Origin of the sequence: Neisseria sp. CCUG12390 (genome assembly GCF_047837985.1) — a bacterium.
Classification (GTDB): domain Bacteria; phylum Pseudomonadota; class Gammaproteobacteria; order Burkholderiales; family Neisseriaceae; genus Neisseria.
Map to the genome: position 1 here is coordinate 2,128,379 of NZ_CP181244.1, position 26,397 is coordinate 2,154,775.

The window sequence follows — 26,397 nt, forward strand, 5'->3', positions numbered from 1 at the left end:
GACTCAGGCCGTATGAAACTTTTTCAACGCATATTCGCCACATTTTGCGCCGTGATTATCTGCGCAATCTTTGTGGCGAGTTTTTCGTTTTGGCTCATGCAGAATACTCTGGCCGAAAACCAGTTCAACCAACGCCGCACCATTGAAACGACGTTGATGAACAGCATCGTTTCCGCATTCCAGTCGCGGGGCGACGCAGGAGCACGCGAAATTCTGTACGAATGGAAAGACAGCCCGGTTTCCAACGGCGTATTCGTCATTCTCGGCGACAACAAGCGCGACATCCTCGACCGCGATGTCGACAGTAAAATGGTCGAGCGCGCCCGCGCTTTCGCCATCAACAATCCGAAATCCGATCTGGCACACATCGAATATGACCGTTTCGGCGAAGAGTACCTCTTTTTCGTGCGCGGCTGGGATAACCAGCAGGTTCAGCGCCTGCCCAGCCCCTTGTTTATCCCCGGCCTGCCCCTGCCTCCGATTTGGCATGAATTCATCATCTTATCCTTCATCATCTTGGTCGGCCTGCTCACCGCCTACATCCTGGCTTCAAACATTACCAAGCCGATTCATATCTTAGGCAAAGGGATGAACCGCGTCGCCAACGGCGATTTGGAAACCCGTATTTCGCAACAAGTCGACGACCGTGACGACGAATTGTCCCATCTGGCGCAGCAATTCGACAAAATGGCGGAAAAACTGCAAAAACTGGTTGCCAAAGAGCGCCACCTGCTGCACCACGTCTCCCACGAAATGCGCTCGCCGCTTGCCCGTATGCAGGCCATCGTCGGCCTGATTCAGGCGCAGCCGCAAAAACAGGAGCAATATCTGAAACGTCTGGAAGGCGAGCTGACCCGCATGGATACCCTGGTCGGCGAACTGCTTACCCTGTCGCGCCTGGAAACCTCCAACATCCCGCTGGAAAAAGAAAACCTGAAGCTGATTCCGTTTTTAAGCAACCTGGTCGAAGACAGCCAAAGCGTGGCGCAGCAAAACCGGCAGTCCGTTACTTTACAGATACAGGGCAAAATCCCCGAAACCGCCACCCTGTCGGCCAATGAAAGTTACTTATACCGCGCCTTTGACAACGTCATCCGAAACGCCATGAATTACAGCCCCGAGGGCAGCGTCATCAAAGTCAATATCGGCCAAGACAATAAAAACTGGGTCATCAATATTACCGACAACGGTCCGGGTGTGGACGAAATGCAGCTGCCGCACATTTTCACGGCCTTTTACCGCGCCGATTCCAGCGCAAGCAAACCCGGCACCGGCTTGGGGCTGGCTCTGGCCAAACACATCGTCGAACAGCACAACGGCAAAATCATCGCCGAAAACGTCAAGCCCAACGGCTTGAACATGCGCTTTATTTTTCCCAAAACCAAACCTTCCGGCGACAAAGACAAAAACGCTGCGGCAGCATAAGCCGACGGAGGCCGTCTGAAAGCACATTCGCCTTTTCAGACGGCCTTTCAGTATGAAATCACACGATTGCAAACGGAAAAAACCATGCATACCCAATCCATGCCCGGCTATTTCTTCATGCCGCAGCACATCATTCTCATTGGCGCCAGCGAACGCCCGCACAGTTTGGGCGAACGCATTCTGACCTCGCTTGTCGGCTCCTCATTCCAAGGCAAAGTCACGCCCGTCAACTTGCGCCACAAAACCGTAGCCGGCCTGCCGGCCTATGCCAACCTGGGTAAAATCGAAACACCGGCCGATCTAGTGATCGCCGTTACCCCGCCCGACAGCTACGAGCCGCTGTTCAAAGCCTGCCGCAAAAAACAGCTTCACCACCTGATTCTGATTCAGGACTGGGAAAGCCTGAGCGAAGAAGACCGGCAAACCGCCCGCCAAGCCATTCAAAAATATCACGGCCCGGATTTGAACATCAGCGTCTGCACGCCCGCAGGCATCCAGTTGCCCACGCAAAGCCTGAATGCAGGCGTGCTGCCCGACTTCCCTGCCGGCCATGTCGCGCTGCTAACCGGCCAAGCTTCCGTCAGCAGCGAAATCGATGCCATACTGCAACGCATGAAACAAGGCGTTTCGCGCCACATCAGCCTCAATTACGGCCTCAGCCCCACTTCCGCCGCCGACTGGATTAACCGCTTCGGCCACAACCGCCACACGCGCATCGCCGTGGTGCATCACAACCCGGCAGAAAACCAGCGCAAACTGTTCAGCGCGATACGCCATTTCGCCCGCCATACCCAGATTATCGTCCACTGCACCCATGCCGTGGACGATACCGAACGCGCCATTTTGGAAAGCCTGAGCCGTCATTGCAATTTCTTATTGACACTCAACCACAACGAACTGACCTCCGCGCTGCATGCCCGTCTATCCGACCTCAAACCGAGCAACCGGCTTACCGCTTTGGGCAACACCCCCATCGGTTGGCTGCAACCTGCTGCCGCCCGACTGGGCATCCGACTGACCCTGCCGTCTGAAAAACCAAGCCTGCAAGAAGGCTATCTCGGCAGTATGCCCACCGCCGCACACTACCGCAGCATGGCCGCGCAGCAATTACAGCAAGACAACACCCAAGCCTTACTCGCCGTCATCGCACCGAGTGCAGAACACAACGAAACCGCCATCGGCAAGATGCTGAACCACTTGGCGCAGCAGACCGACAAACCTTTGCTCATCAGCAGCCGCGTTTCAGACGGCCTGCTGCATTTTCCCAACCCCGAACAAGCCCTGCAAACCTTGGCTTTGCGCAATATTGCCGCCCGTTTGCAGCAGATTCAAAACGAAATCGCCCCGCCCAAGTCAGGCCGTCTGAAAAACATCGACATTCATGCCGCAACCGAAGCCGCCGCACAAAACGATTTAAAACGTCTGGCTTCAACCTTGCATTTACCGGCCTTCCAGAGCAACAACACCTACCCGCTGGTCAAATTGACATTCAGACGGCATCCCCAATACGGCGCCGTCATCAGTGCTGCCGATTCAAGCCGTACCATTGCCGTGCTTCCGCCGTTTACCACGCTCGACACCGCACGTCTGCTGCGCTTTGCCGACTTGAACCGTTATCAGCAAGCCGTCGAACAATTCGTCCACAGCATGAATACCGTGGCACAACATCCCGAAATCTTAGACGGCGAAATCATCATCAACATCAGCAGCAACCAAATCAGCAGCGATTTCAGACTGCCTGCCAAACCGTTGCCCGCATCCGGAAAAAACAGCAGGCCGTCTGAAAAAAAAGTTGGAAAAACAAACCCAACCGTACCAGAAGGCTTCAACCAAAAAATGCAGGCCGCCGCCGAATTCCTGCGCCACAGCAATGCACGTGCCAGCGAGTTCATCCGCACCACCGGCGAAGCCGCCGCCGAATTCTGGCATCAAAAAAACAACACCGAAAAACCCATGCCTGCAGAAAACGTACTTGCCCCCTACCCGGACGATTACCCTCGCGAACTCCGTCTTAAAAACGGACAAACCGTATCCATCCGCCCTTTCGAACCCGAAGATGCCGAAGCCAAACAACAGTTTGTCCGCCGGCTCTCACCCCAATCGCGCTACACCCGTTTCATGACGCGGACCAACGAATTGCCGCAACCTACGCTTGCGCGCTTCAGCAAACTCGACTACCACAGCGAAGGCGCATGGATTGCCGAAAATTCAGAAGGCCTCATCGTCGCCGTCAGCCGTTTCAGCCGCCTCAGCCGGGACGAATGCGAATTCGGCATCACCCTGTCCGAAAACATGCGCGGCAGCGGTTTGGCACACGAAATGATGCAGCTGATTATCCGATTAGCAACACAACAAGGCTACCAAAGCATGAGTGCAGAAATCCTCAAAGAAAACACCGCCATGCTGAAATTGGCCGAAAAATCAGGCTTCAGCCTGATTCCTTCCGACCAGGACAGCAGCCTCTGCCAAGCCAGACTGAGCCTTCTGCCGCCCGAAGAAAAAGACCAAGAGAAGTTTAGGCAACAAATACTTGCCTAAATACCGAAAATTAACCTAAAATAAGCAGTTTCCGTATATCCGAATATCTCAAAAGGACTCAAAAATGGTAGTTATCCGTTTGGCTCGCAGTGGCTCTAAACACCGCCCTTTCTACAACATCGTCGTTGCCGATTCACGCAACCGCCGCGACGGCCGCTTCATTGAACGCGTCGGCTTCTACAACCCGGTTGCCAATGAAAAACAAGAGCGCGTACGCTTGACAACAGACCGCCTGAACCACTGGATCGGCCAAGGCGCGCAAGTCAGCGACGCCGTTGCCAAATTGATTAAAGAGCAAAAAGCCGCCGCATAATCAACCCGCATTGCCATGACAAACACGCAACAATGGGTAGCCATGGGCTACATAAAAGGCGTATTCGGTGTCAAAGGCTGGCTGAAAATCGCCGCCAATACCGAATACACCGACAGCTTGCTGGACTACCCGCAATGGCAGTTACGTAAAGACGGTAAAACCCTTACCGTCAGCATCGAAGCCGGCAAAGCCGTCGGCGATGAGTTGCAGGTCAAATTCGAAGGGATTGACGATCGTGACCACGCGTTTTCATTACGCGGTTATACCATTGAAATCCCCCGCTCCGAATTTGCCCCTACCGAAGAAGACGAATTCTACTGGGCGGATTTGGTCGGCATGACCGTCACCAACCGGGAAGCCCTTATCTTGGGTACTGTCAAAAACCTGATGGAAACCGGTGCCAATGATGTCTTGGTTATTGACGGCGAATACGGTCAAAAACTGATCCCGTTTGTGTCACAATATATCCAACACGTGGATACCGAACAGCAGATCATTACCGTCGACTGGGGCTTGGATTACTGATGTTGATTCAAAGCATCACTCTGTTTCCGGAAATGTTCGAAAGCATTACCGAATACGGCGTGACCGGTCGGGCAAGAAAGCAGAATTTATGGCAATTCAACGCCATTAATCCACGCCGGTTTGCCGACAACAAACTCGGCTACATCGATGACCGCCCTTTTGGCGGCGGCCCGGGCATGATTATGCAGGCGCCTCCGTTGCAAGCTGCAATCGATGAAGCAAAAAAAAACAGCCCAAGCTGCAGCAAAGTCATTTATCTCAGCCCGCAAGGCGCATTGTTCAACCATCAAAAAGCGGTTGAATTGTCGCAATCAGACAGCCTGATTTTATTGTGCGGCCGCTACGAAGGCATTGACGAGCGCTTGTTGCAACACAGCGTTGACGAAGAAATCAGCATGGGCGACTTTGTCGTTTCCGGCGGCGAATTACCGGCAATGATGTTGATGGATGCTGTATTAAGATTGATACCCGGTGTATTGGGCGATATGCAGTCTGCCGAGCAGGATTCGTTTTCAGACGGCCTGTTAGACTGTCCACATTACACCAAACCTTTAGAATTTCAAGGCATGGCTGTGCCGGATGTTTTGCGTTCGGGAAACCATGCATTGATTGCCAAGTGGCGGTTGAAACAATCGCTGCAACGCACTTTGATGCGCAGACCGGATCTTCTGGAAAAGCGCAGTTTAATCCCAAAGGAAACCCGCCTCTTACAAGAAATCTTGGCAGAGCAACGGGGAATCCAATCATAATCTAGGAAAAAACAATGAATCTGATCCAACAATTAGAGCAAGAAGAAATTGCTCGCCTGAACAAAGAAATTCCTGAATTTGCACCGGGCGATACCGTAGTCGTTTCCGTACGCGTCGTCGAAGGTACACGCAGCCGTCTGCAAGCTTACGAAGGTGTAGTGATTGCCCGCCGTAACCGCGGCTTGAACAGCAACTTCATCGTACGCAAAATTTCCAGCGGCGAAGGCGTTGAGCGTACTTTCCAACTGTACTCTCCAAATGTTGAGAAAATCGAAGTTAAACGCCGCGGTGACGTTCGTCGTGCGAAATTGTACTACTTGCGTGGCCTGACCGGTAAGGCAGCCCGTATCAAAGAAAAACTGCCTGCACGCAAAGGTTAATTTATCTCAATCAACCCGCTTTTCCATAAGCGGGTTTTTTATTTGGCTGTACTTTTTTGCATTGATAGTTTCCAATTTCAGCCACCCTAAATAACGGGAACCAAAACATCAACAGAATCCAAACACAGCTTGTTATTTTATTCTTCCTCCACTGATTTTTCCGATACTGCATAAAGCTGATTTGGGTAGATTCAATTTCATATTTTCCCGCTCTACCGTTCATTTTATCACCGTGTATTTACACCATCAGATTACTGCAATATAGAAAATATGCCTGATTTTTCAGCAAAATCCGCACCAATTTTACAAAAATAGAATAATTTGCTATAATAATTAAATACTTATATAAATAACCAATTAAATTATCCCTTAACTGCCCGTTTTTCAATACGAAAGGCCGTCTGAAATTCACATCATTTTACAAACATGGAGAAGTTAATGAATCTTCACTTACTCATCCAAAGAAAATCCTCTTTCAACCCTACCGTCATTTTTGTCACTTTACTATTTGTCATTCTGCTGTTGGCCGCTACGCTCATTTTCCCGAGCGGCATACAAAACACCCTAAATTTCCTGAAAGAAGGCATTTTCCGGCACTTCAGCTGGTTTTATATTTTAACCTTTTCGGTTTTCCTGTTTTTCCTGATTTTCCTTGCCATCAGCAACCTCGGCAGCATCAAACTGGGCACAGACGAAGAAGAACCTGAATTCTCATTCATGTCATGGCTTTCTATGCTGTTTGCCGCAGGCATGGGGGTTGGTTTGATGTTCTTCGGTGTAGCCGAACCATTGTCACACTATGCCGATCCCATCAGTAACGGCAACGCGGAATCCGCCATGCTCCACACCTTCTTCCACTGGGGCATTCATGCTTGGGCGATTTACGGCGTCATTGCCTTGGCTTTGGCTTATTTCGGCTTCCGCTATAAGCTGCCGCTGGCCTTGCGTTCCTGCTTCTATCCGATTTTGAAAGACAAAATAAATGGTCGGATGGGTGACGCCATTGAAGTGATGGCCTTAATCGCCACATTATTTGGCATCATCACTACATTAGGATTCGGAGCCGTTCAGATGGGTTCCGGTTTACAGCAAATCGGCTGGATATCGGAAAACAGCTTCAGTATGCAGGTTATCGTGATTATCGCAGTGATGACGCTGGCGGTGACTTCAGCTGTATCCGGCGTGGGGAAAGGCGTTAAAATCCTGAGTGAAACCAATTTGGTATTGGCCGTATTATTGATGCTGTTTGTGCTGTTTACCGGTCCTACTTTGCACCTGTTGGGTGCATTCAGCAACAACTTGGGCGACTATATCAGCAACCTGGTCGAACTGAGTTTCAAAACCTATGTTTACGAACCCGGCAATACCGACTGGTTTAACGGCTGGACCGTGCTTTACTGGGCATGGTGGTGTTCGTGGGCACCGTTTGTCGGCCTGTTTATCGCCCGCATTTCACGCGGCCGCACCATCCGCGAATTTATTTTCGGCGTGTTGGTGATTCCAAGCCTGTATTGCGTATTGTGGTTTACCGTTTTCGGCAACAGCGCGATTTGGCTGGATGCCAACGTAGCCAACGGCACATTGGCCGGCCTGACTTCCTCGCCGGAAAAATTGCTGTTCGCCTTCTTAGACTATCTGCCCTTGCCAACGCTCAGCAGCATTGTCGCGCTCATCATTATTGCCCTGTTCTTCATCACTTCCGCCGACTCAGGCATCTATGTGTTGAACAGTATCGCATCGCGCGACAAAAGCATGACTTCGCCAAAATGGCAGGCCGTCATGTGGGGAATTTTGATGTCGGCGATCGCGATTGCCCTGCTCAACTCAGGCGGCATGAGCGTTTTGCAGACCATGACCCTGATTACCGCTTTACCGTTTGCATTTCTGATGATACTGATGGCTTTCAGCCTTTGGAAAGCATTGGAAGCCGACCAGAAATACTTTGCCGCCAAAGTGACACCGACCAGCAGCTACTGGACCGGCGAACGCTGGAAAGAGCGTTTGCAAACCATGCTCAACCAGTCTCAGGAACACGACATCCACAGCTTCCTGAAATACACCGCCCTGCCCGCCATGCGCGAACTGAGCATGGAGATGAGCAACGGCTACGGCCTGACCGTACAGGTCAACACCGAAGCACTGACCGATGAAGAACCGTCGCTCGAATTGGTGATTGAAAAATCCACCATGCGCAATTTTGTATACGGCATCAAATCCGTGCGTTACGAAATCGCCGAGCAGCTCGTACAGGAAAGCAACCTGCCGCACATCCGCCGTAAAACCAGTTACGCACCCGTCACTTATTTTTCAGACGGCCGCACCGGTTACGACGTGCAATACATGACACGGGAGGAGCTCATCGCCGACATTCTGAAAAATTACGAACGCTACCTGAGCCTGATGGAAGACGTGGGACAAGAAATCATGTCGCACGAGCAGACCGAATTGGCCGAATAAAGGTATCGGAATCAAAAGGCCGTCTGAAAATTCAGACGGCCTTTATTATTGAACGGCATTGAATTTTTTCCCAAACTTATCGGATTACGCCCAAAACGGAAAACTTTCAGCGCAATCTGTGCCACGCCCGTTTTTCAGACGGCCTCAAACCACTTACTCAACCGAGGAATCTATCAATACCTAAAATCTGTCCAAACGCCCGTCTCCCCGACAAAGGCCGTCTGAAAACCCTGTTTTCAGACGGCCTTTCATGCTTTACAACCGCGTTTACTTCACGCCAAAATCTTGCCGACAATCTCGCCCACGTCTTTCGACAAGCCTTCCTGCGCCTGAATGCGTTGCAGTTGCGCGGTCATCACGGCACGGCGGTGCGGTTCGAGTTTGTCGCAGAGGTTGAACGCCTGCACCAGGCGGGCGGCGACCTGCGGATTGAAGCGGTCGATTTCCATCACTTTATCGGCGATAAAGGCGTAGCCGCTGCCGTTTTCGGCGTGGAAATGCGGCACGTTGCGGCTGAAGCTGCCCAACAGCGAACGTGCTTTGTTCGGATTTTCCAAGCTGAATTTCGGATGCTGCAAGGCCGTCTGAACTTGCGCGAGCGTGTCGCTGCGGTGGCTGCTGCCGATGAGGATGAAGTATTTGTCCATCACCAGCGCATCGTCGGCGTAGCGTTCGGCGAAGCGGTTGAGCAAGGTGTTGCGACCGTCTTCTTCCAAATGGTTGACCGTATTCAACACGCTGATTTCATGGGTCATATTCGGCGTGAGCTGCTCGTAGCGGTTGAGATAATACTGCAAACGCGCAGAGGCGGCGGCTTCGCTGTCGGTGCGTTTTTCGCCTTCGTAATTGCCCACTTGGATGGTCTGGTGACGTTCGACGCGGATGGTCAACAGACGCACCGCCGCCAGCAGCGCGCGCACGGCGGCCAATTCGGGATGGTATTCGTAAGGCTGCCCGATGCCGCTGGCGGCCTCCTGCTCTTTTGCCCACTCGCGCACGGGCACCAATTCGTTCATGCACGCGGCGGCCACGGCATCCAGCAGGGCTTCGCGCGCCTGGTGGTAATGCAGCGGATGAATGTTGTCCGCACCGTCCCACAGCTCGCTTTCAGACGGCACTTGCAGCAGCAGGGCTTTAAACGCAGGGTTTAAATCCGCATTCTCCAACACCTGTTTCACCGCCGCAATCAAACCCGCGTGTTCCGGCAAAGGTTCGCCTGCTTCGATGGCGGCCAGATTGGCGGCAACGGCGCGGCGGAAGAGCGTCTGCCCCGCTTCCCAGCGGGCAAACTCGTCGGAATCGTGCGCCAGCAGCAGAGCCAAATCGTCATCGCTGTACGGATAATTCAGGTGAACGGGCGCACTAAAGCCGCGCAGCAGGCTGGGAACAACGTCTTCCGTGATGCCGTGGAGCGTGAACGTCTGTTCGGCTTCGGTCAGCACCAAAACGGTTTCGGTAACGGTTTCGGCGTTTTCAGCGTGCGCAGCCTGCCCGTGGTGCGGCCTGAACGCCACCGCTTCGCCTTTGCGGTTCAGCAAACCGATTTTCACCGGCATCATCATCGGCTGCTTGTCCGCCATGTCGGGCGTAGGCGGAACGGTTTGTTTGATGTTGATTTCAAATGCGTTTTCACCGGCTTTCAGACGGCCTGTGATGTCTAAGGTCGGCGTACCCGCTTGGCTGTACCACAATGCAAACTGGTCGAGGTTGATTTCATTGGCATCGGCCATCGCATTGCGGAAATCGTCGCAGGTTACGGCCTGCCCGTCGTGGCGTTTGAAATAGAGCCGCATTCCTTTTTGGAAGCCTTCTTCGCCCAGCAGCGTGTGGTACATCCGCACCACTTCCGCGCCTTTTTCATACACGGTCATGGTGTAGAAATTGTTCATTTCCTCATAGCTGGCGGGGCGAACGGGGTGCGCGGTCGGCCCTGCGTCTTCGGGGAACTGGTGCTGGCGCAGCAGGCGCACGTTATCAATGCGGCGCACGGCGCGGCTGGCGCGGTCGCCCGAAAATTCCTGATCGCGGAACACGGTCAGCCCTTCTTTGAGCGAAAGCTGGAACCAGTCGCGGCAGGTTACGCGGTTGCCCGTCCAGTTGTGGAAATACTCATGTCCGATCACCGATTCGATGCCCTCGAAATCCGAATCGGTGGCGGTGCGGCTGTCGGCCAGCACGTATTTGGTGTTGAAAATGTTCAAGCCTTTGTTTTCCATCGCGCCCATGTTGAAATCGCCCACGGCCACGACCATGTACATATCCAAATCGTATTCCAAACCGAAGCGCGTTTCGTCCCAAGCCATCGCGTTTTTCAGCGACTCCACCGCAAACGGCACTTTCGGCTTGTCGGCTTCGGCAGTGTAAAACTCAATCGCCACGTTTTTACCGCTGCGGGTGGCAAATGTGTCTTTCGTTACCGCCAGATTGCCCGCCACCAGCGCAAACAGGTAGCTCGGCTTGGCAAACGGGTCTATCCATTTCACCCAATGGCGGCCGTCTGAAAACTCGCCGCCGTCCACCTTGTTGCCGTTGGACAACAGCACGGGATAGCGTTTTTTGTCGGCCACGATGGTGGTGGTGAATTTCGACATCACATCGGGGCGGTCGGGATAAAACGTGATTTTGCGGAAGCCTTCCGGCTCGCATTGCGTGAACAGGTTGCCGCCCGATTCGTACAGCCCCATCAGCGATTTGTTTTCAGACGGCCTGATGCGCGTTTCGATTTCCGCCACAAAACTTTCAGACGGCATCCCGTACGCCGTCAGCTTTTCGTCGGCCAGCTCGTAATCGTGCGCTTCGCCGTCGATTTTGAACGACACCAGTTCCGCCGAACCGTCCAATACCAGCGGCGCATTGCCTGCCGACGGCTCAATCAGCAGACGCGATTTCACGCGTGTTTCGTTTTCCTGAATATCGAAATGCAAATCGGTTTTGCGCACGAAAAAGGCAGGCGCGGCATAGTCTTTGAGATAATGTACGGTTTTGCTCATGGCGTTCGGCTTTCACAATCGGAAAATAAAAATGAGGCCGGACGGCAAGCCCGCCCGGTATCATGGCAATTTTACCCGGTTATATGGGTTTCAGACGGCCTGAATTCAAGTAGCCTAAACCCACAAAGGCCGTCTGAAAAACGATTTTCAGACGGCCTTTATTTTGGCTTCCGGCACTATGCCTTCACAATATCCGACAGCGGCCAACGCGGTTTGACATTAAAGCCGCCTGCTTCTTGTCTGTCCTGCAAGCGCATGGCACCGGCAAAGGCAATCATCGCGCCGTTGTCGGTGCAATATTCCATAGGCGGAAAATATACGTCAACCGCTTCTTCCTGCGGCTTAGCCTTGCCTTTTTCATACGGCCTTTTCACGGTTAAACGGCTGAACTCGTCGCGCAGCTTCCAGTTCGCCCCCACGCCGCCGGCCACGACCAACGTGCGGAAACCCGTGTCCAGCAGAGCCTGTTTCGATTTGGCAACCAATACATCCACCACCGCGTCTTGAAACGCGCGGCAAATGTCGTTGCGGGTTTGCTCGGGAATGTCGTCGCTGCCGCTTTCGGCACGGACTTTCTCCACCGCAGTCAGCACGGCTGTCTTTAAACCGGAAAAGCTCATCTGTAAATCATGCGAATGCAGCATTGGGCGCGGAAAAGTAAAGGCATCGGGCGCACCGAGTTTGGCCAGTTCCGACAGTTTCGCTCCACCCGGATACGGCAGCCCCAACAATTTGGCGGTTTTGTCGAACGCCTCTCCCGCCGCATCATCGACGCTTTCGCCCAACAGCGTGTAATCGCCGATACCGCGCACCGCCATGAATTGCGTGTGTCCGCCCGACACCAATAAGGCCACAAACGGAAATCCGGGTTTCTCCTCCGCCAGCAGCGGCGAAAGCAGATGGCCTTCCAGATGATGCACGGGAATAACGGGCTTGCCCAGCGCAAACGCCAGCGCGTTCGCATAGCTGGAACCGGCCAGCAATGCGCCGCCCAAACCGGGCCCCTGCGTGAAGGCCACGGCATCAATGTCGCCGTAACCCACCCCTGCTTCATTCAATGCGCCTTCGGTCAACGGCACAAGACGGCGGATGTGGTCGCGGCTGGCCAATTCGGGCACAACCCCACCGTACTCGGCGTGCATGGCCATTTGCGTGTGCAAATGATGCGCCAGCAAACCGCGTTCCGTGTCGTATAAGGCAACACCGGTTTCGTCGCAAGAAGATTCGATTCCCAATACCAACATATCTTAAAAGACCGTCTGAAAAAAACGTTATTTTAGCTGATTTTAATCCTGATTGCCGCCTGCATTGACAACCGCTATACGGCTTTTAGGAAAAGCAGTAATTCAACTGCATGGATTTGCATGAGTTCTGCATTTCTTTGCAAAGAGCCGTAAATCCGACCACTGAAAAACCGAGATAAGTAAAACCCGGTTTAACCGCTTGCCTTCTGTTTCAGGCAACCGCTACAATGCGCCGCATGAACGTTATCCCCTAAAAAGGAAGCCATCATGAACAAAACCAAATCTTTGATGCTGACCGGCGTATTGGCATTGTTTTCCGCCAGCGCGTTTGCCGCCAACCTGCCGTCTGAAATCTACAAACCTGCCGGTGCCAAAACCGTGAAAGCCGACCGCCAAGGCAACGGCGAATTCGAATATGTGGCGGAATTGTCCGCACGCGGCACCTCGATTCCTTCGCTGGCTAAAAAAGTCATTGCCCACGCCAGGAGCAAAGGCTTCAAAGTGGTGGAATCGGAAATCAAACGGGATGATGCGGATCTGAAATTCAAACGCGGCCGGCAAGAGCTGGACGTTTCGATTGAAGACAAAGACCACGGCCGTATCGAATACAAAGCCGATTTGGACTTGGATAAAAACTGATTTGACTTGAAATAAATGAAACAAAGGCCGTCTGAAAAATTCAGACGGCTTTTGTTATCCGATCTGAACCCGACAGCCAGAGGCCTTTGCAAAACTGGTAAATTTTTAGAAATCTTTAAACCGTCATTCCCGCGCAGGCGGGAATCCAGACCTATCAGCTTCAGGAATATTGAACTATTTCAATAATTTGACGTTCTGGATTCCCGCCTGCGCGGGAATGACGAGTATAGTTTTCTTAGTTCAAATTGAGTTTTGCAAAGGTCTCAGCCATTGTGCCGCCCGGCGCACACTTCCATACCAGCCAAGCGTACGGCGATTTGGTGTCCGCCGTCAGTCGAATTTTTGCCGCTCAGACCGGCAATGTCCGAATCCATGAAGAAGGCCGTCTGAAAATCAAATTTCAGACGGCCTTTGGGCATTTGTCAGGCTTACAGCGTACCGTACGAATGCAGGCCGCTTAAGAACATGTTCACGCCGATAAAGGCAAATGCGGTGACGAACAAGCCGATAATCGCCCACCACGCCAGCACTCGGCCGCGCCAACCGGCCACCAGCCGCAGGTGCAGCCAGACCGCATAGTTCAGCCACACGATAAACGCCCAGGTTTCTTTCGGATCCCAACTCCAATAACGTCCCCACGCGTCCGCCGCCCACAGCGCGCCCAGAATCGTGGCGATGGTGAAAAACAGGAAACCGACGGCAATCGCTTTGTACATCACTTCTTCAATGGTTTGCGACGCAGGAAGCCATGATTTACGGCCTTGTTTTTCGGCACGAATCGCCCACAGTTCGGCCACGCCCAGCATCGCGGCGATACAGAATGCGCCGTAGCCGATGAAGTTGGCCGGAACGTGAATCTTCATCCACCAAGACTGCAGAGCGGGAATCAGCGGCTGAATGGTGTGCGCTTCGCGCGAAATGCTGTACCACAACACAAAACACACGACTGCCGCCATAAAGGTATAGACGAATCCGCCCAGTTTCTGCACGGCAAAGCGGCCTTCGTAATAGACATACATCAGTCCGGTAATCACCAGGAAGAGGATAAACACTTCGTAAAGGTTCGACACGGGAATGTGCCCCGCATCGGGACGCAGCAGATAGCTTTCGTGCCAGCGCACCAGCAGGCCGGTAAAGCCGGCAACGGCGGAGATCCAACCGAACACCGTGCCCATGCCGAGCAGGGTATTGGTTTCCTGTTGTTGGCGGTTAGCCAAAACGGCTCCGGCAATATAGGCAAACCACGCGAAAAATACAAACGCGCATTGCCACATAATCGCCGACTGGCTGCTCAGGAAATATTTCAGCAAAAAGCCGTCCGAATGCTTGATGTCGCCTGCGTAAAGATTGACCGCACCGTAGGCCAAAGCCAGACACAACACGGTATACCAGCGCATCGGTTTGAAGAACCAGCCCAAAAACACGGCAATGCCGACGCTTGCCCACAAAATCACCACTTCGTAGATATCCATGTGATGACCGACATGGGTTTGCGCAAAATAGGCGATAGCAGCGATGATTAAGGCAAATACCCAATCGACAGCATTGAGGCTGCGCATGAATGATTTGTGTGTTAACAGCTCGTGTTCGGGCACGGCTTTATTTTGAATGGTCATGGTTTAAATCCTTCGCCAGCTGTTGCAGACGCTGGGTGTGTTGCGGAAATTCTTTCTGTAAATCGCGCTCGTTGCGGCTGGATGACATGGCAAAACGGATACGGCCGTCTGAAAACAGCAGCCATGCGCGTTTTTCACGGATATAAAACATGAAAACCGTACCCAAAACCAATAATACCGAGCCTAAATACACCAATGAAGCCCCCGGCGAACGCGTCATCTGCAAGCCGGAGGAGCGCACTTCGGTGTAGCTGTCCAATTGCAGCAGCATCGGTGCGGGGTACTCGGTCAGGCCGGTATAGGCATCCATGCTGTGCAGAACAAAACGGTTGCGCGCTTCGTCTTGCGGCCAATCGGGTAAATTGTATTTTTTCAGCGTCTCGTCAACAGCGGCATTCATCACACCGAACAGCATTTGATAAAAATAACCCTGCATTTTTTCCTGCTGCTCTTTGGGGATATTCTGCGTGACGAACTGATCCAAAGCCAAATAGCCGCCCTGTGCAAAAATACTCAAGGTATTGCCTGCAGCCTGCCTGAATTGCGCACTGATTTCAGACGGCGCACCGAGCGTGGCTTGTGCAACCACTTTGTTGCGCGCAGCTTCGTCTTTCAGCAATTCCCGCAAAGCCATAAAAGTATCGGCTTTACCGCTTTTATCCGCCGGAATCCGAAGCCAGCGGTATTGCTGTGCCAAACCCGAACGCGTACCGGTGATGAAAAAATAGTCTTCTTCCTGCTTAATCGGCAGCATGTAGTTTTTATATTCTACGGCCTGCCCCGCGCTGTCGCGCAAACGGTAGACGACGGACGGGCCGATATTGGTAAATTTTTTGTTTTCCTGCGAAACCGCGCGGACATCATTAATCGTATCCTGCAATCCGGCATCCGCCTTTTCAGACGGCCTGCTCATGTCTTCGACATTCATCGCCGTAAACTGATCGAATTCCAAACGGTAGGAAGTGTCGCCGACATTGAACGGAAACTCGCGCATCGATGTGGCTTTCAATGCAACCGGCTGACGGCTCGGATCGCTCAAATTCCATGCCTTGAATTTCAAATCCGAACCGCCGTCGGCAAAGCTGGCTTGGTAAATCGTGATACCGTGCAGAGTCAGCGGATGGTTGACGCGGATGGTTTGCTCGATTTTTTCACCGGTAGCCTTGTCGGTGACTTCCAAATCGCTGGCAAAATCTTTCGGCATACCGGTATCGTAAAAATCGATATGAAATTTTTTCAGCTTAACTTCAAACGGCAAATCCTGCACCAGCATACCGCTATCCGCGTTCACAAACACCACGTCGGCACTTTGCCCTTCGTTGATGTTGACGTTGCCGCGAAAAGACGGATTGGCGGTGCTCAACACACTTTCCGGCTTGAAATCTTTGGCATACATGGCATTGTTGTCCGGCACGATACGCCCCGTCAGCATACCGACTTTCAGCAGCAGATTGCTGTCAATCAAACCGCCGAGACAAATCACAATCAAGGCAACGTGGGCAAAAATATAACCCCATTTGTTCATTGCGCCTTTTTTGGCCGCCACCAAAACCGAACCGTCCTCACGTTGCACGGTTTTGGCAGCAAAGCCTTGCACTTCCAAATAACGCTGCACCACTTCAGGCGGAATATTTTGCGGCAGTTCAATCGAATGGCGCATGGCGGCCAATGATTTTTCTTTGGCATTTTCGCGGAACGATTTAATCTCACGCAAAAACGGCGGCACATTGCGAATCAGGCACAGGCTGGTGGAAATCACCAAAAACAGCATGATGATGACGAACCAAACCGACGCATATACATCATACAAGCCCAGAAAACCGAATATCTGCGACCAAAACGGGCCGAATTTGACGACATAGTTCACTTGCGGCTGGTTTTGCTGCAAGACCGTACCGATAATCGAAGCCACCCCCAGCAAGCTGAGCAAGGCAACGGCAAACCGCATGGAACTTAAAAATGCGAACCATGGCCGGCGGATAAACGGAACAGTTTTTTGAGTAACGCTCATAAAATGTGGATTCTCTACAACAGCTTTAACTATAGAGTATAAATCACCCAAACCAATTAATCAGAAAACATCGATTATTATTTTAAATGATTTGTTAGTGTATGTGCTTAAGGCCGTCTGAAATCAAATTCTTTCAGACGGCCTTAATTATAGAATTGCGTAATCGTGCAAATTAATGCAAACCTTGGATAAAGTTGGCCACGGCATCCAATTCCTCGGCCGACATGCGTTTGGCAATATCCTGCATCATGGCGTTTTCACGCTGACCCGATTGGTAGGCCTGCATTTGCGCCACGATATATGCCTTATGCTGGCCGCCGATACGCGGATAAGCGACAATATCCGCACCGCCACCCGGCATACCTGCACCGCTCGGGCCGTGGCAAGACATACAGGCCGGTACTTTTTTATCCGCCAAACCACCACGGAAAATCTTCGCGCCCAATTCCGGATTTTCCTTCGGATTGGTTTCACCCGGCTTGGCCTGCTGTTTGGCATAGAATGCGGATACATCACGGATGTCTTGTTCGGACAACCCCATCACCAACGGCTTCATCGCCGCAGCCGAACCGTGGACGCGTTTGCCTTCTTTAATATCCATCGTCTGTTGGAAAATATAGGCTGCGTGTTGTGCCGATACTTTCGGATACATGGCAATGCCGCTGTTACCGTCGGCAGCATGGCACGCCGCGCAAACATTGTTTGCGATTTCCTTGCCTTTTGCCACATCGGCCTTCGGCGCCGCAGTCACTGCCCCTGCCGCCAAGGCCAAAGCCAATAAAGTGAATCGTTTCATGGAGTGCTCCTGATTGCAGCATTGCGTACCGAAACAATGCCTTTTTTATACTCAAATACCGGATATTTCGAACCGATCAAAACCGATGATCCTATAAACATGGTATTCTATACTAAATTTACATTAAATTACTACTATGAATCTCTTCCAAAACGCAAAATTCTTCACCACCGTTAATCATTTGAAAGATTTACCGGACACGCCGGCCGAAATTGCCTTTGTCGGACGCAGTAATGCGGGCAAATCCAGCGCGATTAACACCCTTACCAATCATGTGCGCCTGGCTTATGTTTCCAAAACACCCGGTCGTACCCAGCATATCAATTTTTTTGAGCTGGCGAACGGTAATTTTATGGTCGATTTGCCCGGTTACGGCTATGCCCAAGTTCCTGAAGCCATCCGTGCGCACTGGGTAAAACTGCTGGGGGACTATTTACAGACGCGCAGACAACTCATCGGTTTGGTGTTGATCATGGACGCACGCCATCCTTTGAAAGCCTTGGACATCCAAATGCTGGACTTTTTCCATGCCACCGGCAGACCGGTACATATTTTGTTGTCAAAAGCCGACAAACTTTCTAAAAACGACCAAATCAAAACCTTAGGGGAAGTGAAAAAGGCACTCAAACCTTACACAGAACGCCAAAGCATCAGCATTCAATTGTTCTCCAGCCTGAAAAAACACGGCATCGAAGAAGTAAATCAAGTCATCGGCAAATGGTTTGCCCGCCATCAGGCAGAAATATCCGGCCTGCAACAAAATGATTGAATCATTGTAACCAAGCGTAGGCGGTATAGTTTTGATAAACCGCAAATCGCCGCCGAATAGAAAACAAAGGCCGTCTGAAAATTTTCAGACGGCCTTTTCCTGATGATTTAGAACAACGAATCCAGTTGTCTGTTGCCGCCGCTATTACTATTGGTTGGCGGCAACGGTGTCTCTACCGGAGCTGATTGCGGTGCTTCCGAATCCTGTCGTCGTGTTGCACTTTCACGATTAGGAGTAGTGGAACGCTGGCGGCGTGGCGTATTATTTGCCCTAGGCACACTACCACTGTTATCCAAAGCCAAATCGCTGCTGGTAACTTGACGCTCCTTCATGTAATACTCCCCGTTCTTGGTGACCATTCCTTCCGGAGCCTTCATACCGGCCACTTTCGTTCCTTTCAATGCATACCGCATGTATTCAACCCAAACCGGCACAGCAATTGTGCCGCCGTAACCCGCACGCCCCATGCTTTTCGGCTTGTCAAAACCGATATATACCGCCGTCACGACACTCGGGTTAAAGCCGATGAACCATGCGTCTTTGTTGTCATTGGTCGTACCCGTTTTACCGGCAATATCCGAACGCCCGACCGCACTTGCACCACGAGCCGTACCCGACCGGACGACATCCTGCATAATTTTATACATGATATAGGCATTACGGGGATCAATTGCCTGAGGCGCATTCTCACCTGCCACCAGAGGCTGCATCTGCGCACGCAGGCGACCCTGGCTATCGTAGATTTTATCAATAACATAAGCAGAAACACGATAGCCACCGTTGGCGAATACTGCATAGCCTTCCGCCATTTTCAGAGGTGTGGTCTCACCCGTACCCAAGGCCATCGACAAAGTAGCCGGAATTTCAGACGGCCTGAATCCGAACCGCTGAACATACTGCTGCGCATAGCCTACACCGATCGACATCAAAATGCGGATGGAGACCATATTCTTAGATGCAGTCAATGCCTGACGCAAGGTAATGTAACCCGAATAACGGCCGTCTGAATTTTTCGGTGACCATACCGTACCGTTCGGACCCTTTCCGGGAAGCGAGATCGGTGCATCGTTAATCTGCGTCGATGCAGTCATCCCCTTAGCCAAGGCTGCCGAATACACAAAAGGCTTAAAGGTGGAACCCGGCTGACGCATAGCTTGGGTGGCACGGTTAAAGGTTTTACTATGGTAATCATATCCGCCAACCAAAGCACGCACCGCACCGGTCTTGGCATCCAATGATACCAGCGCACCTTGCAGCAATGGCTCTTGAACCACCGTCCAACTGTCACCGCTGCCCTTCACTCGGATAATCGATCCGCGCCGGATACGGTCATCACCCATATTCTTATTATTGACCGCACGCGCGGCAAACCCTAAAGAACGGCTTCCCAATGTCGCTTTCCGACCGCTGGGCAACTGAATCTGTATGCTTTGCTTTGCCGTATCCAACACAACAGCAGGCACCATTCCGTCTACGGTATAGAGCGTAGAAAGATGCTGGCTGACGGTTTCCTCAATATTGTCAGATTTCGACAAATCGATATAATTTTCCGCTCCACGGTATCTGCTCCCACGGTCAAAATTCCTTAAAGCACGACGTAAAGCGGCAGTTGCGGCTTTCTGATGCTCGGTACTGACCGTTGTGTAAACCTTGAAACCCTGTGTGTACGCATCTTCACCATATTTTTCATAGAGTTCCTGACGTACCATTTCGGCAACATAAAGGGCATTTTGATCGATTTTCTGAACAAAGCGTTCATAATGCAATTCTTCCTTAATTGCTTGGTCACGTTGCTGCATAGTAATCATTCCTTCATCTAACATGTTGTTCAAGATGTAGGTTTGACGCATTTTTGCACGCTCCGGATTGACAATCGGATTATAAGCGGAAGGCGCTTTCGGCAATCCTGCCAGCATCGAGGCTTCAGCCAGCGACAAATCTTTAACGCTTTTATTGAAATAAATTTGGGCAGCAGAAGTAAAACCATAAGCACGCTGCCCCAAATAAATCTGGTTGAAATACAGCTCCAAAATCTGATCTTTACTCAGAGACTGTTCGATTTTATAAGCCAGCAATGCTTCGTTGAATTTACGGGTAAAAGTACGCTCGCTGCTCAAGTAAAAATTTTTGGCTACTTGCTGGGTAATGGTACTGGCGCCGGACTGAACCCCCCCTGCAACCAAATTGCCGACAGTCGCCCTGGCCACACCGATAACATCCACACCCCAATGTTCATAAAAGCGTTTGTCTTCAGCAGCAATTACCGCATCTTTCAAAACTTTCGGGAAATCTGCAATTTTCGTAAACTCACGGCGCTCTTCGCCATAAAGCCCAATCACCTGGCCATCTGAAGAATATACCGTCAACGGCATCTTAGGCTGATAGTGTTGTAAAGTATCCAGCGAAGGAAGCTTGGGATAGGTCACTAAAATCGCTATTGCAATCAATCCGATACCGAAAAGAACCAAACCCAAAAGCAACCCGATACAAGTTGTTATAATCTTTTTAATCATGACTAATTAATATTTTGCCATCAAATGCATTAAATAAAGTAAAATAGCTAACGGTTTCTACAAGACACAGTTACAAATGTGTAAAGAAAAAGAATTCGTTAAGAATATCGAAACCGTTACTCACTCGTAATGATACAGGGAAGTCATATGATGCGCTTATCAAAAAGCACTAAAAATACAACGACAAAAACCAATAAAGCCGCTACAAGCCTAAGCAACCGTGCTGCCATTGGGGTAGATATCACGCAGCACGCCATCAAGATGGTTCAGCTGTCAGGCCGTAGTTTAAACCAAATCCAGTTGGAAAAATACGTTATTACCAAACTGCCTAAGAATATTGTCAAAGGCAATAAAATTCAAGACTACGAACAACTTGTCACATATTTGCAACACAGCTATACCCAGCTGCGTACATCATGCAAAAATTTTGTAGCCGCCATTCCCCAAAGCGCTGCTACCGTAGAACAAGTTATCTACAACACCAAAGATACTGATTTGGACTTGGAAGATTTCGCTGAAGCCGAAATTACCCAAATCGGCCCCATCGATGAGATGAGCTATGACTATCAAGTCACTGGCACTTCCGTTTCCCCTGCAGGTCAGCAAGTGCTTTTGGTTGCATCAAAAAAAGACGACATCGAACCTCGCATTGAAATGTTTGAGAGTGCCGGTATGGATTTGTCTGCGATGGATTTGGATCTCTTGGCTCAGCGCAATGCCTACACTTATTGGATTAACCATCACGCACCCGAATTGACCAACGAAAAAATTGCCGTCTTCGGTATCTATGCCACTCAAATGTATGCTCTGATTATGCAAAACGGCCAGATACTGTATAAGCAGGAAACACCGGTCAGTACCGAGCAGTTAAACCAACTAATCCAGCGAACTTATCAGGTTACCGAAGAAAAAGCAGCCCAGATGATGATTGCCGACACGCGCCCGTCTGATTACCAAACCCAAGTCGCCGATCGGTTCAATGTACAGGTTGCCCAAGAAGTGCAGCGTGTCCTGCAGTTTTACTATACCACGCAGAATACGGAAACATTCTCGAACATCAAGCACATCTTGTTAACCGGCGCATCATCCCAACAAATCGGCTTGGCCGAGAGCATTTTCTCGCAGACCAATACACCGACACAATGCGTCCATCCGGTGACTTACACCGAAAGAAACAGCAAGATAGATTTGTCACAATTACAAATAGATGCGCCATCTTTAACCATGGCTTTCGGATTAGCTTTAAGGGGATTGTAATATGATTGAATTAATTAAAATCAACCTTCTTCCCTATAGGGAAGAAATTAGACAGCGGAAAAAGCAACAGTTCAAATTACTCATGCTGACCGCTTTGCTTACGGGGTTGGGGTTATCCGTTCTCACTTATTTGAGTATTGAAAACGCCATTGGCAGCCAGCAAGGTAGAAATGCTTTTTTAGAATCCGAAATCAAAAAATTAGATGAAGATTTAGGCGAAATTAAAAAACTACAGGCTGAGAAAGAAAACTTCTTGGCAAAAAAAATCAAAGTGGAAGAATTGCAGGAAAAACGCTCACAAGCTGCATATATCATCGACACTTTAAATGTTTTAACGCCTGATAATACCTATCTGACCTCGCTCGAAGCAGAGAGCGCAACCGCTTATAAAGTCACCGGACGCGCCATCAGCGACAATAAGATTGCCGTATTCATGCGCGCTTTGCCAAGCACAGGCGTTTTCTCCCAACCTGAGTTACTGAGCATTAAAAAAGTAGACAACTACCAAGAATTTACCTTGCGCGTGTTACTTTCGCAAACTGTTGCTCCTGCTGCCAATGCTTCAGCCTCAGAAGTTGCCTTACCAACCGTACAAGAACAGGAGGCAAACTAAATGGCTGCTAAAAAATTAAAAGATATCGACGTTCAAAACCTCTACCTGCTCAATAATCCTGCAAAATGGTTCTTAGCCATCTTAGCCGTATTGGCAATTTTGGTTGTCGGTTATTTTGCCCTGTTCCGTACACAATTGGAAACCTTAGCGCAGCAAGAAGAAACCGAGGTCAAGCTGAAAGAGACTTACACTCAAAAAAGCATCGAAGCCGCCAGCTTGAACAATCTGCAAGCGGAATTAACATCCATCCGCTCTGCATTTGATGTATTGCTGAAACAGTTGCCGACCGATGCCGAGATTCCAACATTGATTCAGGAACTGCATCAAGCCGGTTCGACAAACGGTTTACGTTTGGACAGCGTGATTCCTCAGCCTCCGGTAAATGACGGGCCGATTCAAAAACTTCCTTACGACATTGCCGTAACAGGAAAATATAACCAAATCAGCCAATTTACCCGTGATGTCGGCGAACTGTCCCGCATCATCACATTGGAGTCACTGAAAATTGTCCAATCTTCGGAAGACAAAAACAGCAAAGACGGTAAAGGCAGCCTGCTGACCTTAAGTGCAACAGCAACCACTTACAAAGCACGTCCTGCCGAAGAAGTTGCCGCAGAACAAAAAGCTGCACAGGAAGAAGCCAACGGCCAAGACACTTCCGAGCAGCCGAAAAACTAAAAAGTAATATAGGGAAATCATGAAAAATACTATCTTACTCTTGGGTATCTTAGGTATTACGGCCTGTACGCCGACCTATGATGATTTAAATCAATGGATGGCGCAGACACGCAAGGATGCCGAAAAACACGTTATTCCTTTTGAAGCGCCTACCGTAATCCCTCCCAAAGCTTATACACCACCGGGTTATAGCGGCCTTAACGCTTTCGATTCCCGACGGTTGCAGACCATTATATCCGGCAACGGCAACGCACCTAACCTGCGTCGCCAAAAAGAAACACTGGAAGCATTCAGCCTGGAAAACCTGCGCTATGTCGGCAGCTTGAGAGGCGGCCAAAAAGTCTCCGGCTTCGTTCAGGCTGAAAACCACGTCTATACCGTCGTACCAGGTAACTATATCGGACAAAACCACGGTAAAATCCAAAAAATTACCGAAGATAAAATTGTCATCACCGAAATGGTTGAAGACAGCTACGGAAACTGGGTATACCGGACGGCAGAATTACCGCTGAGCAATCAGTCAGATGGAAACGGCAGCAATAATCTGCCGCAATCCGCGCCAAGCACTGCAGCGCCTCCGCCCGAGTCTGACAGCAATAATACAGCTATTGTTCCAAATTAATTTAAGGGGTCTCACTTTATGAAAACCAAACGCATGACAAGATTATTTGCCGGCCTGAGTATCGCGATGGCTGTTCAGACGGCCTTTGCCGGTAACATTACCGACATCAATGTATCTACTTTGCCCGACAATCAAAAAATCATCAAAATCCGATTTGACAAAGACATAACCAGCCCTACCGGCTTTGTGACTTCTACACCTGCCCGCATCGCTTTGGATTTTGCCAATACCAACATCCAACTGCCTCAGCCTGTTTTGGAATATTCTGATCCTCTGTTGAACCAGATTACCGCAGCTCAGAATAACGACCGAGCCCGCATTCTGCTCGGTCTGAATAAAGCAGGCCAATACAACACCGAAATCCGTGGCGATGAAGTATGGGTATATGTCAGCGAATCTGCAGATCAAAATGTGGCTGCACCGGCTGCCACTTATTCCGCCTCTGCGCCCGCTGCCGCACCGCGCGCTACCCAGGCCGGCCAAGTTGCCACCAGTGCCAACATTGACTTCCGCAAAGGTTCGCGCAATTCCGGCATCGTAGAATTATCCGCTCCGACCTTCTCAGGCAGCCCTGAAGTCAAACAAGAGCGCGACCGCATGGTGATTACTTTAAAAAACCATCCGTTACCTACCCAGGCGCAACGTAATCTGGACGTAGGCGACTTCAATACGCCGGTACAAAACGTCACTTTGAAACGTATCGGCAACGCCACCCAACTGATTATCCGCACAAAAGGCAACTGGGATGTCAGCAGTAAATCTGCTGCCGGCCGCCATACTTTTGAAATCGTACCGAAAACTGCGGCTATCGAAAGCCGCGGCTTGAAAAACAATGCCAACAAATCCTTTAACGGCCGCAAAATCTCTTTGGATTTCCAAGATGTGGAAGTCCGTACCATTTTGCAGATTTTGTCCAAAGAATCAGGTGTGAACATTGTGGCCAGCGATACGGTTAACGGCAAAATGACCTTATCGTTAAAAGATGTGCCTTGGGATCAAGCATTGGATTTGGTGATGCAGGCGCGCAACTTAGACATGCGCCGCCAAGGCAATATCATCAATATCGCGCCGCGTGACGAACTTTTGGCCAAAGACAAGGCTTTCCTGCAAGCAGAAAAAGAGATTGCCGAACTCGGTCCGTTGCTGTCACAGACCTTCCAATTGAAATACAAAAACGTCGAAGAATTCCGCAAGATTCTGCGTATTGACGAGAACGGCGGCAGCAGCGGCAGCAACAACCGCAACACATTGCTGAGTGACCGCGGCAGCGCCTTGATCGATCCGGCTACCAATACCCTGATCATTACCGACAACCGCACCGTCATTGAGAAATTCCGCAAGCTGATTGAAGAATTGGACGTAGCGACACGTCAAGTGATGGTAGAGGCGCGTATCGTGGAAGCCGATGAAGGCTTTTCACGCGACTTGGGCGTAAAATTCGGCTATAACGGTGTAAGGGGTCGCAACACTTGGGGTTCGAACCTGTCAAACGCACTGAAAAACAATTCCACCAATTATGACAACAACGTCACTAGAGCCAATGCTATCTTAAGCGGCTCTGCGACCATTCCGACCTTAAATGCTTTGGAATTCAGCCCGAACATCAGCCTGCCGACTACCAACGCAGCGGCCACATCGATTGCCTTGGTACGCTCGGTTGCTTCCGGTGCATTAGGATTGGAATTGTCTGCGGCAGAAGGCCAAAACAAGAGCAAAACCATTTCCAATCCGCGTGTACTCACCCAAGACCGCAAAGAGGCAACGATTGAAGCCGGTACGGAAATCCCTTACCAGGAAGCCAGCTCCAGCGGTGCGACTTCGGTATCGTTCAAAAAAGCGGTATTGGGCTTGACGGTAACGCCGAATATCACGCCTGACGGCCAAATCATCATGACGGTGAAAATCAATAAAGATACGCCGCAACCATGTACCGTGGATTCTTTGAGCACCATGTGTATCAGCACCAAGAGCCTGAATACTCAAGCCATGGTGGAAGATGGCGGCACCTTAATTGTCGGCGGCATTTATGAGGAAGAATCCTCCAACAATGTCAATAAAGTACCTTTGTTGGGCGATATCCCGGTAGTGGGCAACCTGTTCAAATCACGCGCCCGCGAAGAAAACCGCCGTGAATTGCTAGTATTCATCACACCGCGCATTATGGACAGCGTAGGAAATAATTTGCGCTACTAACCCAACCAAACGGGCATACATATTTTCAAATGTATGCCCGTTTTAATATTTCCTTGCGTAAAAACCGAC

Annotated in this window: 21 protein-coding genes; 14 read left to right on the top strand and 7 right to left on the bottom strand. The window is 50.6% G+C overall.

The window, feature by feature from the left end; all coding sequences use genetic code 11:
• The first annotated feature begins 12 nt into the window (after positions 1 to 12).
• The 7 genes from ACM67E_RS09800 (at position 13) to ACM67E_RS09830 (ending at position 8,387) form a co-directional block, all read left to right on the top strand.
• Positions 13 to 1,425, top strand: a complete 1,413-nt coding sequence (locus tag ACM67E_RS09800; RefSeq protein WP_416191263.1) for an ATP-binding protein — start codon at positions 13 to 15, stop codon at positions 1,423 to 1,425.
• A gap of 84 nt (positions 1,426 to 1,509) precedes the next feature.
• Entirely contained in the window at positions 1,510 to 3,963 is a 2,454-nt protein-coding gene (locus ACM67E_RS09805; RefSeq protein ID WP_416191264.1) for a GNAT family N-acetyltransferase, read from the top strand.
• 64 nt (positions 3,964 to 4,027) lie between these two features.
• A complete protein-coding gene (gene rpsP / locus ACM67E_RS09810) occupies positions 4,028 to 4,276 on the top strand; it encodes a 30S ribosomal protein S16 (RefSeq protein ID WP_416191265.1) in 249 nt (82 codons plus the stop codon).
• A gap of 15 nt (positions 4,277 to 4,291) precedes the next feature.
• Positions 4,292 to 4,801, top strand: a complete 510-nt coding sequence (gene rimM, locus ACM67E_RS09815) for a ribosome maturation factor RimM (protein ID WP_416191266.1) — start codon at positions 4,292 to 4,294, stop codon at positions 4,799 to 4,801.
• The gene (gene trmD / locus ACM67E_RS09820) at positions 4,801 to 5,550 is read left to right on the top strand and encodes a tRNA (guanosine(37)-N1)-methyltransferase TrmD (protein WP_416191267.1); all 750 of its coding nucleotides are present in this window, start codon (positions 4,801 to 4,803) and stop codon (positions 5,548 to 5,550) included. Before rimM ends, trmD begins: the two co-directional genes overlap by 1 nt.
• A gap of 14 nt (positions 5,551 to 5,564) precedes the next feature.
• Positions 5,565 to 5,930 carry a 50S ribosomal protein L19 gene (gene rplS, locus ACM67E_RS09825; protein WP_095503711.1) on the top strand — a complete coding sequence of 122 codons (366 nt, stop codon included), beginning with the start codon at positions 5,565 to 5,567 and terminating at the stop codon, positions 5,928 to 5,930.
• 438 nt (positions 5,931 to 6,368) lie between these two features.
• Positions 6,369 to 8,387 (top strand): BCCT family transporter, encoded by a 2,019-nt coding sequence (locus ACM67E_RS09830; RefSeq protein WP_416191268.1) that lies wholly within the window; start codon positions 6,369 to 6,371, stop codon positions 8,385 to 8,387.
• A 272-nt stretch (positions 8,388 to 8,659) separates the two neighbouring features.
• On the opposite strand, the gene pepN is transcribed toward ACM67E_RS09830, so the two are convergent.
• Both pepN and tsaD read right to left on the bottom strand, forming a co-directional pair.
• A complete protein-coding gene (pepN, locus tag ACM67E_RS09835) occupies positions 8,660 to 11,377 on the bottom strand; it encodes an aminopeptidase N (protein WP_416191269.1) in 2,718 nt (905 codons plus the stop codon).
• A 176-nt stretch (positions 11,378 to 11,553) separates the two neighbouring features.
• Complete coding sequence (gene tsaD, locus ACM67E_RS09840; protein WP_416191270.1) at positions 11,554 to 12,621, bottom strand: tRNA (adenosine(37)-N6)-threonylcarbamoyltransferase complex transferase subunit TsaD; 1,068 nt, start codon at positions 12,619 to 12,621, stop codon at positions 11,554 to 11,556.
• Between the two features lie 267 nt (positions 12,622 to 12,888).
• On the opposite strand from tsaD, the gene ACM67E_RS09845 reads away from it, so the two are divergent.
• A complete protein-coding gene (locus ACM67E_RS09845; protein WP_416191271.1) occupies positions 12,889 to 13,260 on the top strand; it encodes a hypothetical protein in 372 nt (123 codons plus the stop codon).
• Positions 13,261 to 13,523: 263 nt separating this feature from the next.
• On the opposite strand, the gene ACM67E_RS09850 is transcribed toward ACM67E_RS09845, so the two are convergent.
• From ACM67E_RS09850 to ACM67E_RS09865, 4 genes are all read right to left on the bottom strand, one after another.
• Positions 13,524 to 13,679 carry a hypothetical protein gene (locus ACM67E_RS09850; protein WP_416191272.1) on the bottom strand — a complete coding sequence of 52 codons (156 nt, stop codon included), beginning with the start codon at positions 13,677 to 13,679 and terminating at the stop codon, positions 13,524 to 13,526.
• Positions 13,680 to 13,688: 9 nt separating this feature from the next.
• Positions 13,689 to 14,876, bottom strand: coding sequence for a c-type cytochrome biogenesis protein CcsB (gene ccsB, locus ACM67E_RS09855; RefSeq protein WP_416191273.1), 1,188 nt, complete (start codon positions 14,874 to 14,876; stop codon positions 13,689 to 13,691).
• The gene (locus ACM67E_RS09860) at positions 14,860 to 16,824 is read right to left on the bottom strand and encodes a cytochrome c biogenesis protein ResB (RefSeq protein ID WP_416192773.1); all 1,965 of its coding nucleotides are present in this window, start codon (positions 16,822 to 16,824) and stop codon (positions 14,860 to 14,862) included. Before ACM67E_RS09860 ends, ccsB begins: the two co-directional genes overlap by 17 nt.
• A 235-nt stretch (positions 16,825 to 17,059) precedes the next feature.
• Positions 17,060 to 17,683: a c-type cytochrome gene (locus ACM67E_RS09865; protein ID WP_416191274.1), complete on the bottom strand. Its 624-nt coding sequence runs from the start codon at positions 17,681 to 17,683 to the stop codon at positions 17,060 to 17,062.
• Between the two features lie 136 nt (positions 17,684 to 17,819).
• Here ACM67E_RS09865 and yihA point away from each other — a divergent pair, with 136 nt between their 5' ends.
• Positions 17,820 to 18,452 carry a ribosome biogenesis GTP-binding protein YihA/YsxC gene (gene yihA, locus ACM67E_RS09870; protein ID WP_416191275.1) on the top strand — a complete coding sequence of 211 codons (633 nt, stop codon included), beginning with the start codon at positions 17,820 to 17,822 and terminating at the stop codon, positions 18,450 to 18,452.
• Between the two features lie 107 nt (positions 18,453 to 18,559).
• Here the strand turns inward: yihA and ACM67E_RS09875 are convergent, their stop codons facing one another.
• Entirely contained in the window at positions 18,560 to 20,965 is a 2,406-nt protein-coding gene (locus tag ACM67E_RS09875) for a penicillin-binding protein 1A (RefSeq protein WP_416191276.1), read from the bottom strand.
• Positions 20,966 to 21,115: 150 nt separating this feature from the next.
• On the opposite strand from ACM67E_RS09875, the gene pilM reads away from it, so the two are divergent.
• Genes pilM through pilQ form a run of 5 tightly spaced genes read left to right on the top strand, consistent with a single transcriptional unit; the run spans position 21,116 to position 26,328 of the window.
• Positions 21,116 to 22,222 (top strand): type IV pilus assembly protein PilM, encoded by a 1,107-nt coding sequence (gene pilM, locus ACM67E_RS09880; protein ID WP_416192774.1) that lies wholly within the window; start codon positions 21,116 to 21,118, stop codon positions 22,220 to 22,222.
• Between the two features lies 1 nt (position 22,223).
• On the top strand, positions 22,224 to 22,835 hold the full coding sequence (locus tag ACM67E_RS09885; protein WP_416191277.1) for a PilN domain-containing protein: 612 nt from the start codon (positions 22,224 to 22,226) through the stop codon (positions 22,833 to 22,835).
• Entirely contained in the window at positions 22,836 to 23,513 is a 678-nt protein-coding gene (locus tag ACM67E_RS09890) for a type 4a pilus biogenesis protein PilO (RefSeq protein WP_416191278.1), read from the top strand.
• A 19-nt stretch (positions 23,514 to 23,532) separates the two neighbouring features.
• Positions 23,533 to 24,135 (top strand): pilus assembly protein PilP, encoded by a 603-nt coding sequence (locus ACM67E_RS09895; RefSeq protein ID WP_416191279.1) that lies wholly within the window; start codon positions 23,533 to 23,535, stop codon positions 24,133 to 24,135.
• Between the two features lie 18 nt (positions 24,136 to 24,153).
• Entirely contained in the window at positions 24,154 to 26,328 is a 2,175-nt protein-coding gene (pilQ, locus tag ACM67E_RS09900; protein WP_416191280.1) for a type IV pilus secretin PilQ, read from the top strand.
• The last annotated feature ends 69 nt before the right edge of the window (positions 26,329 to 26,397 follow it).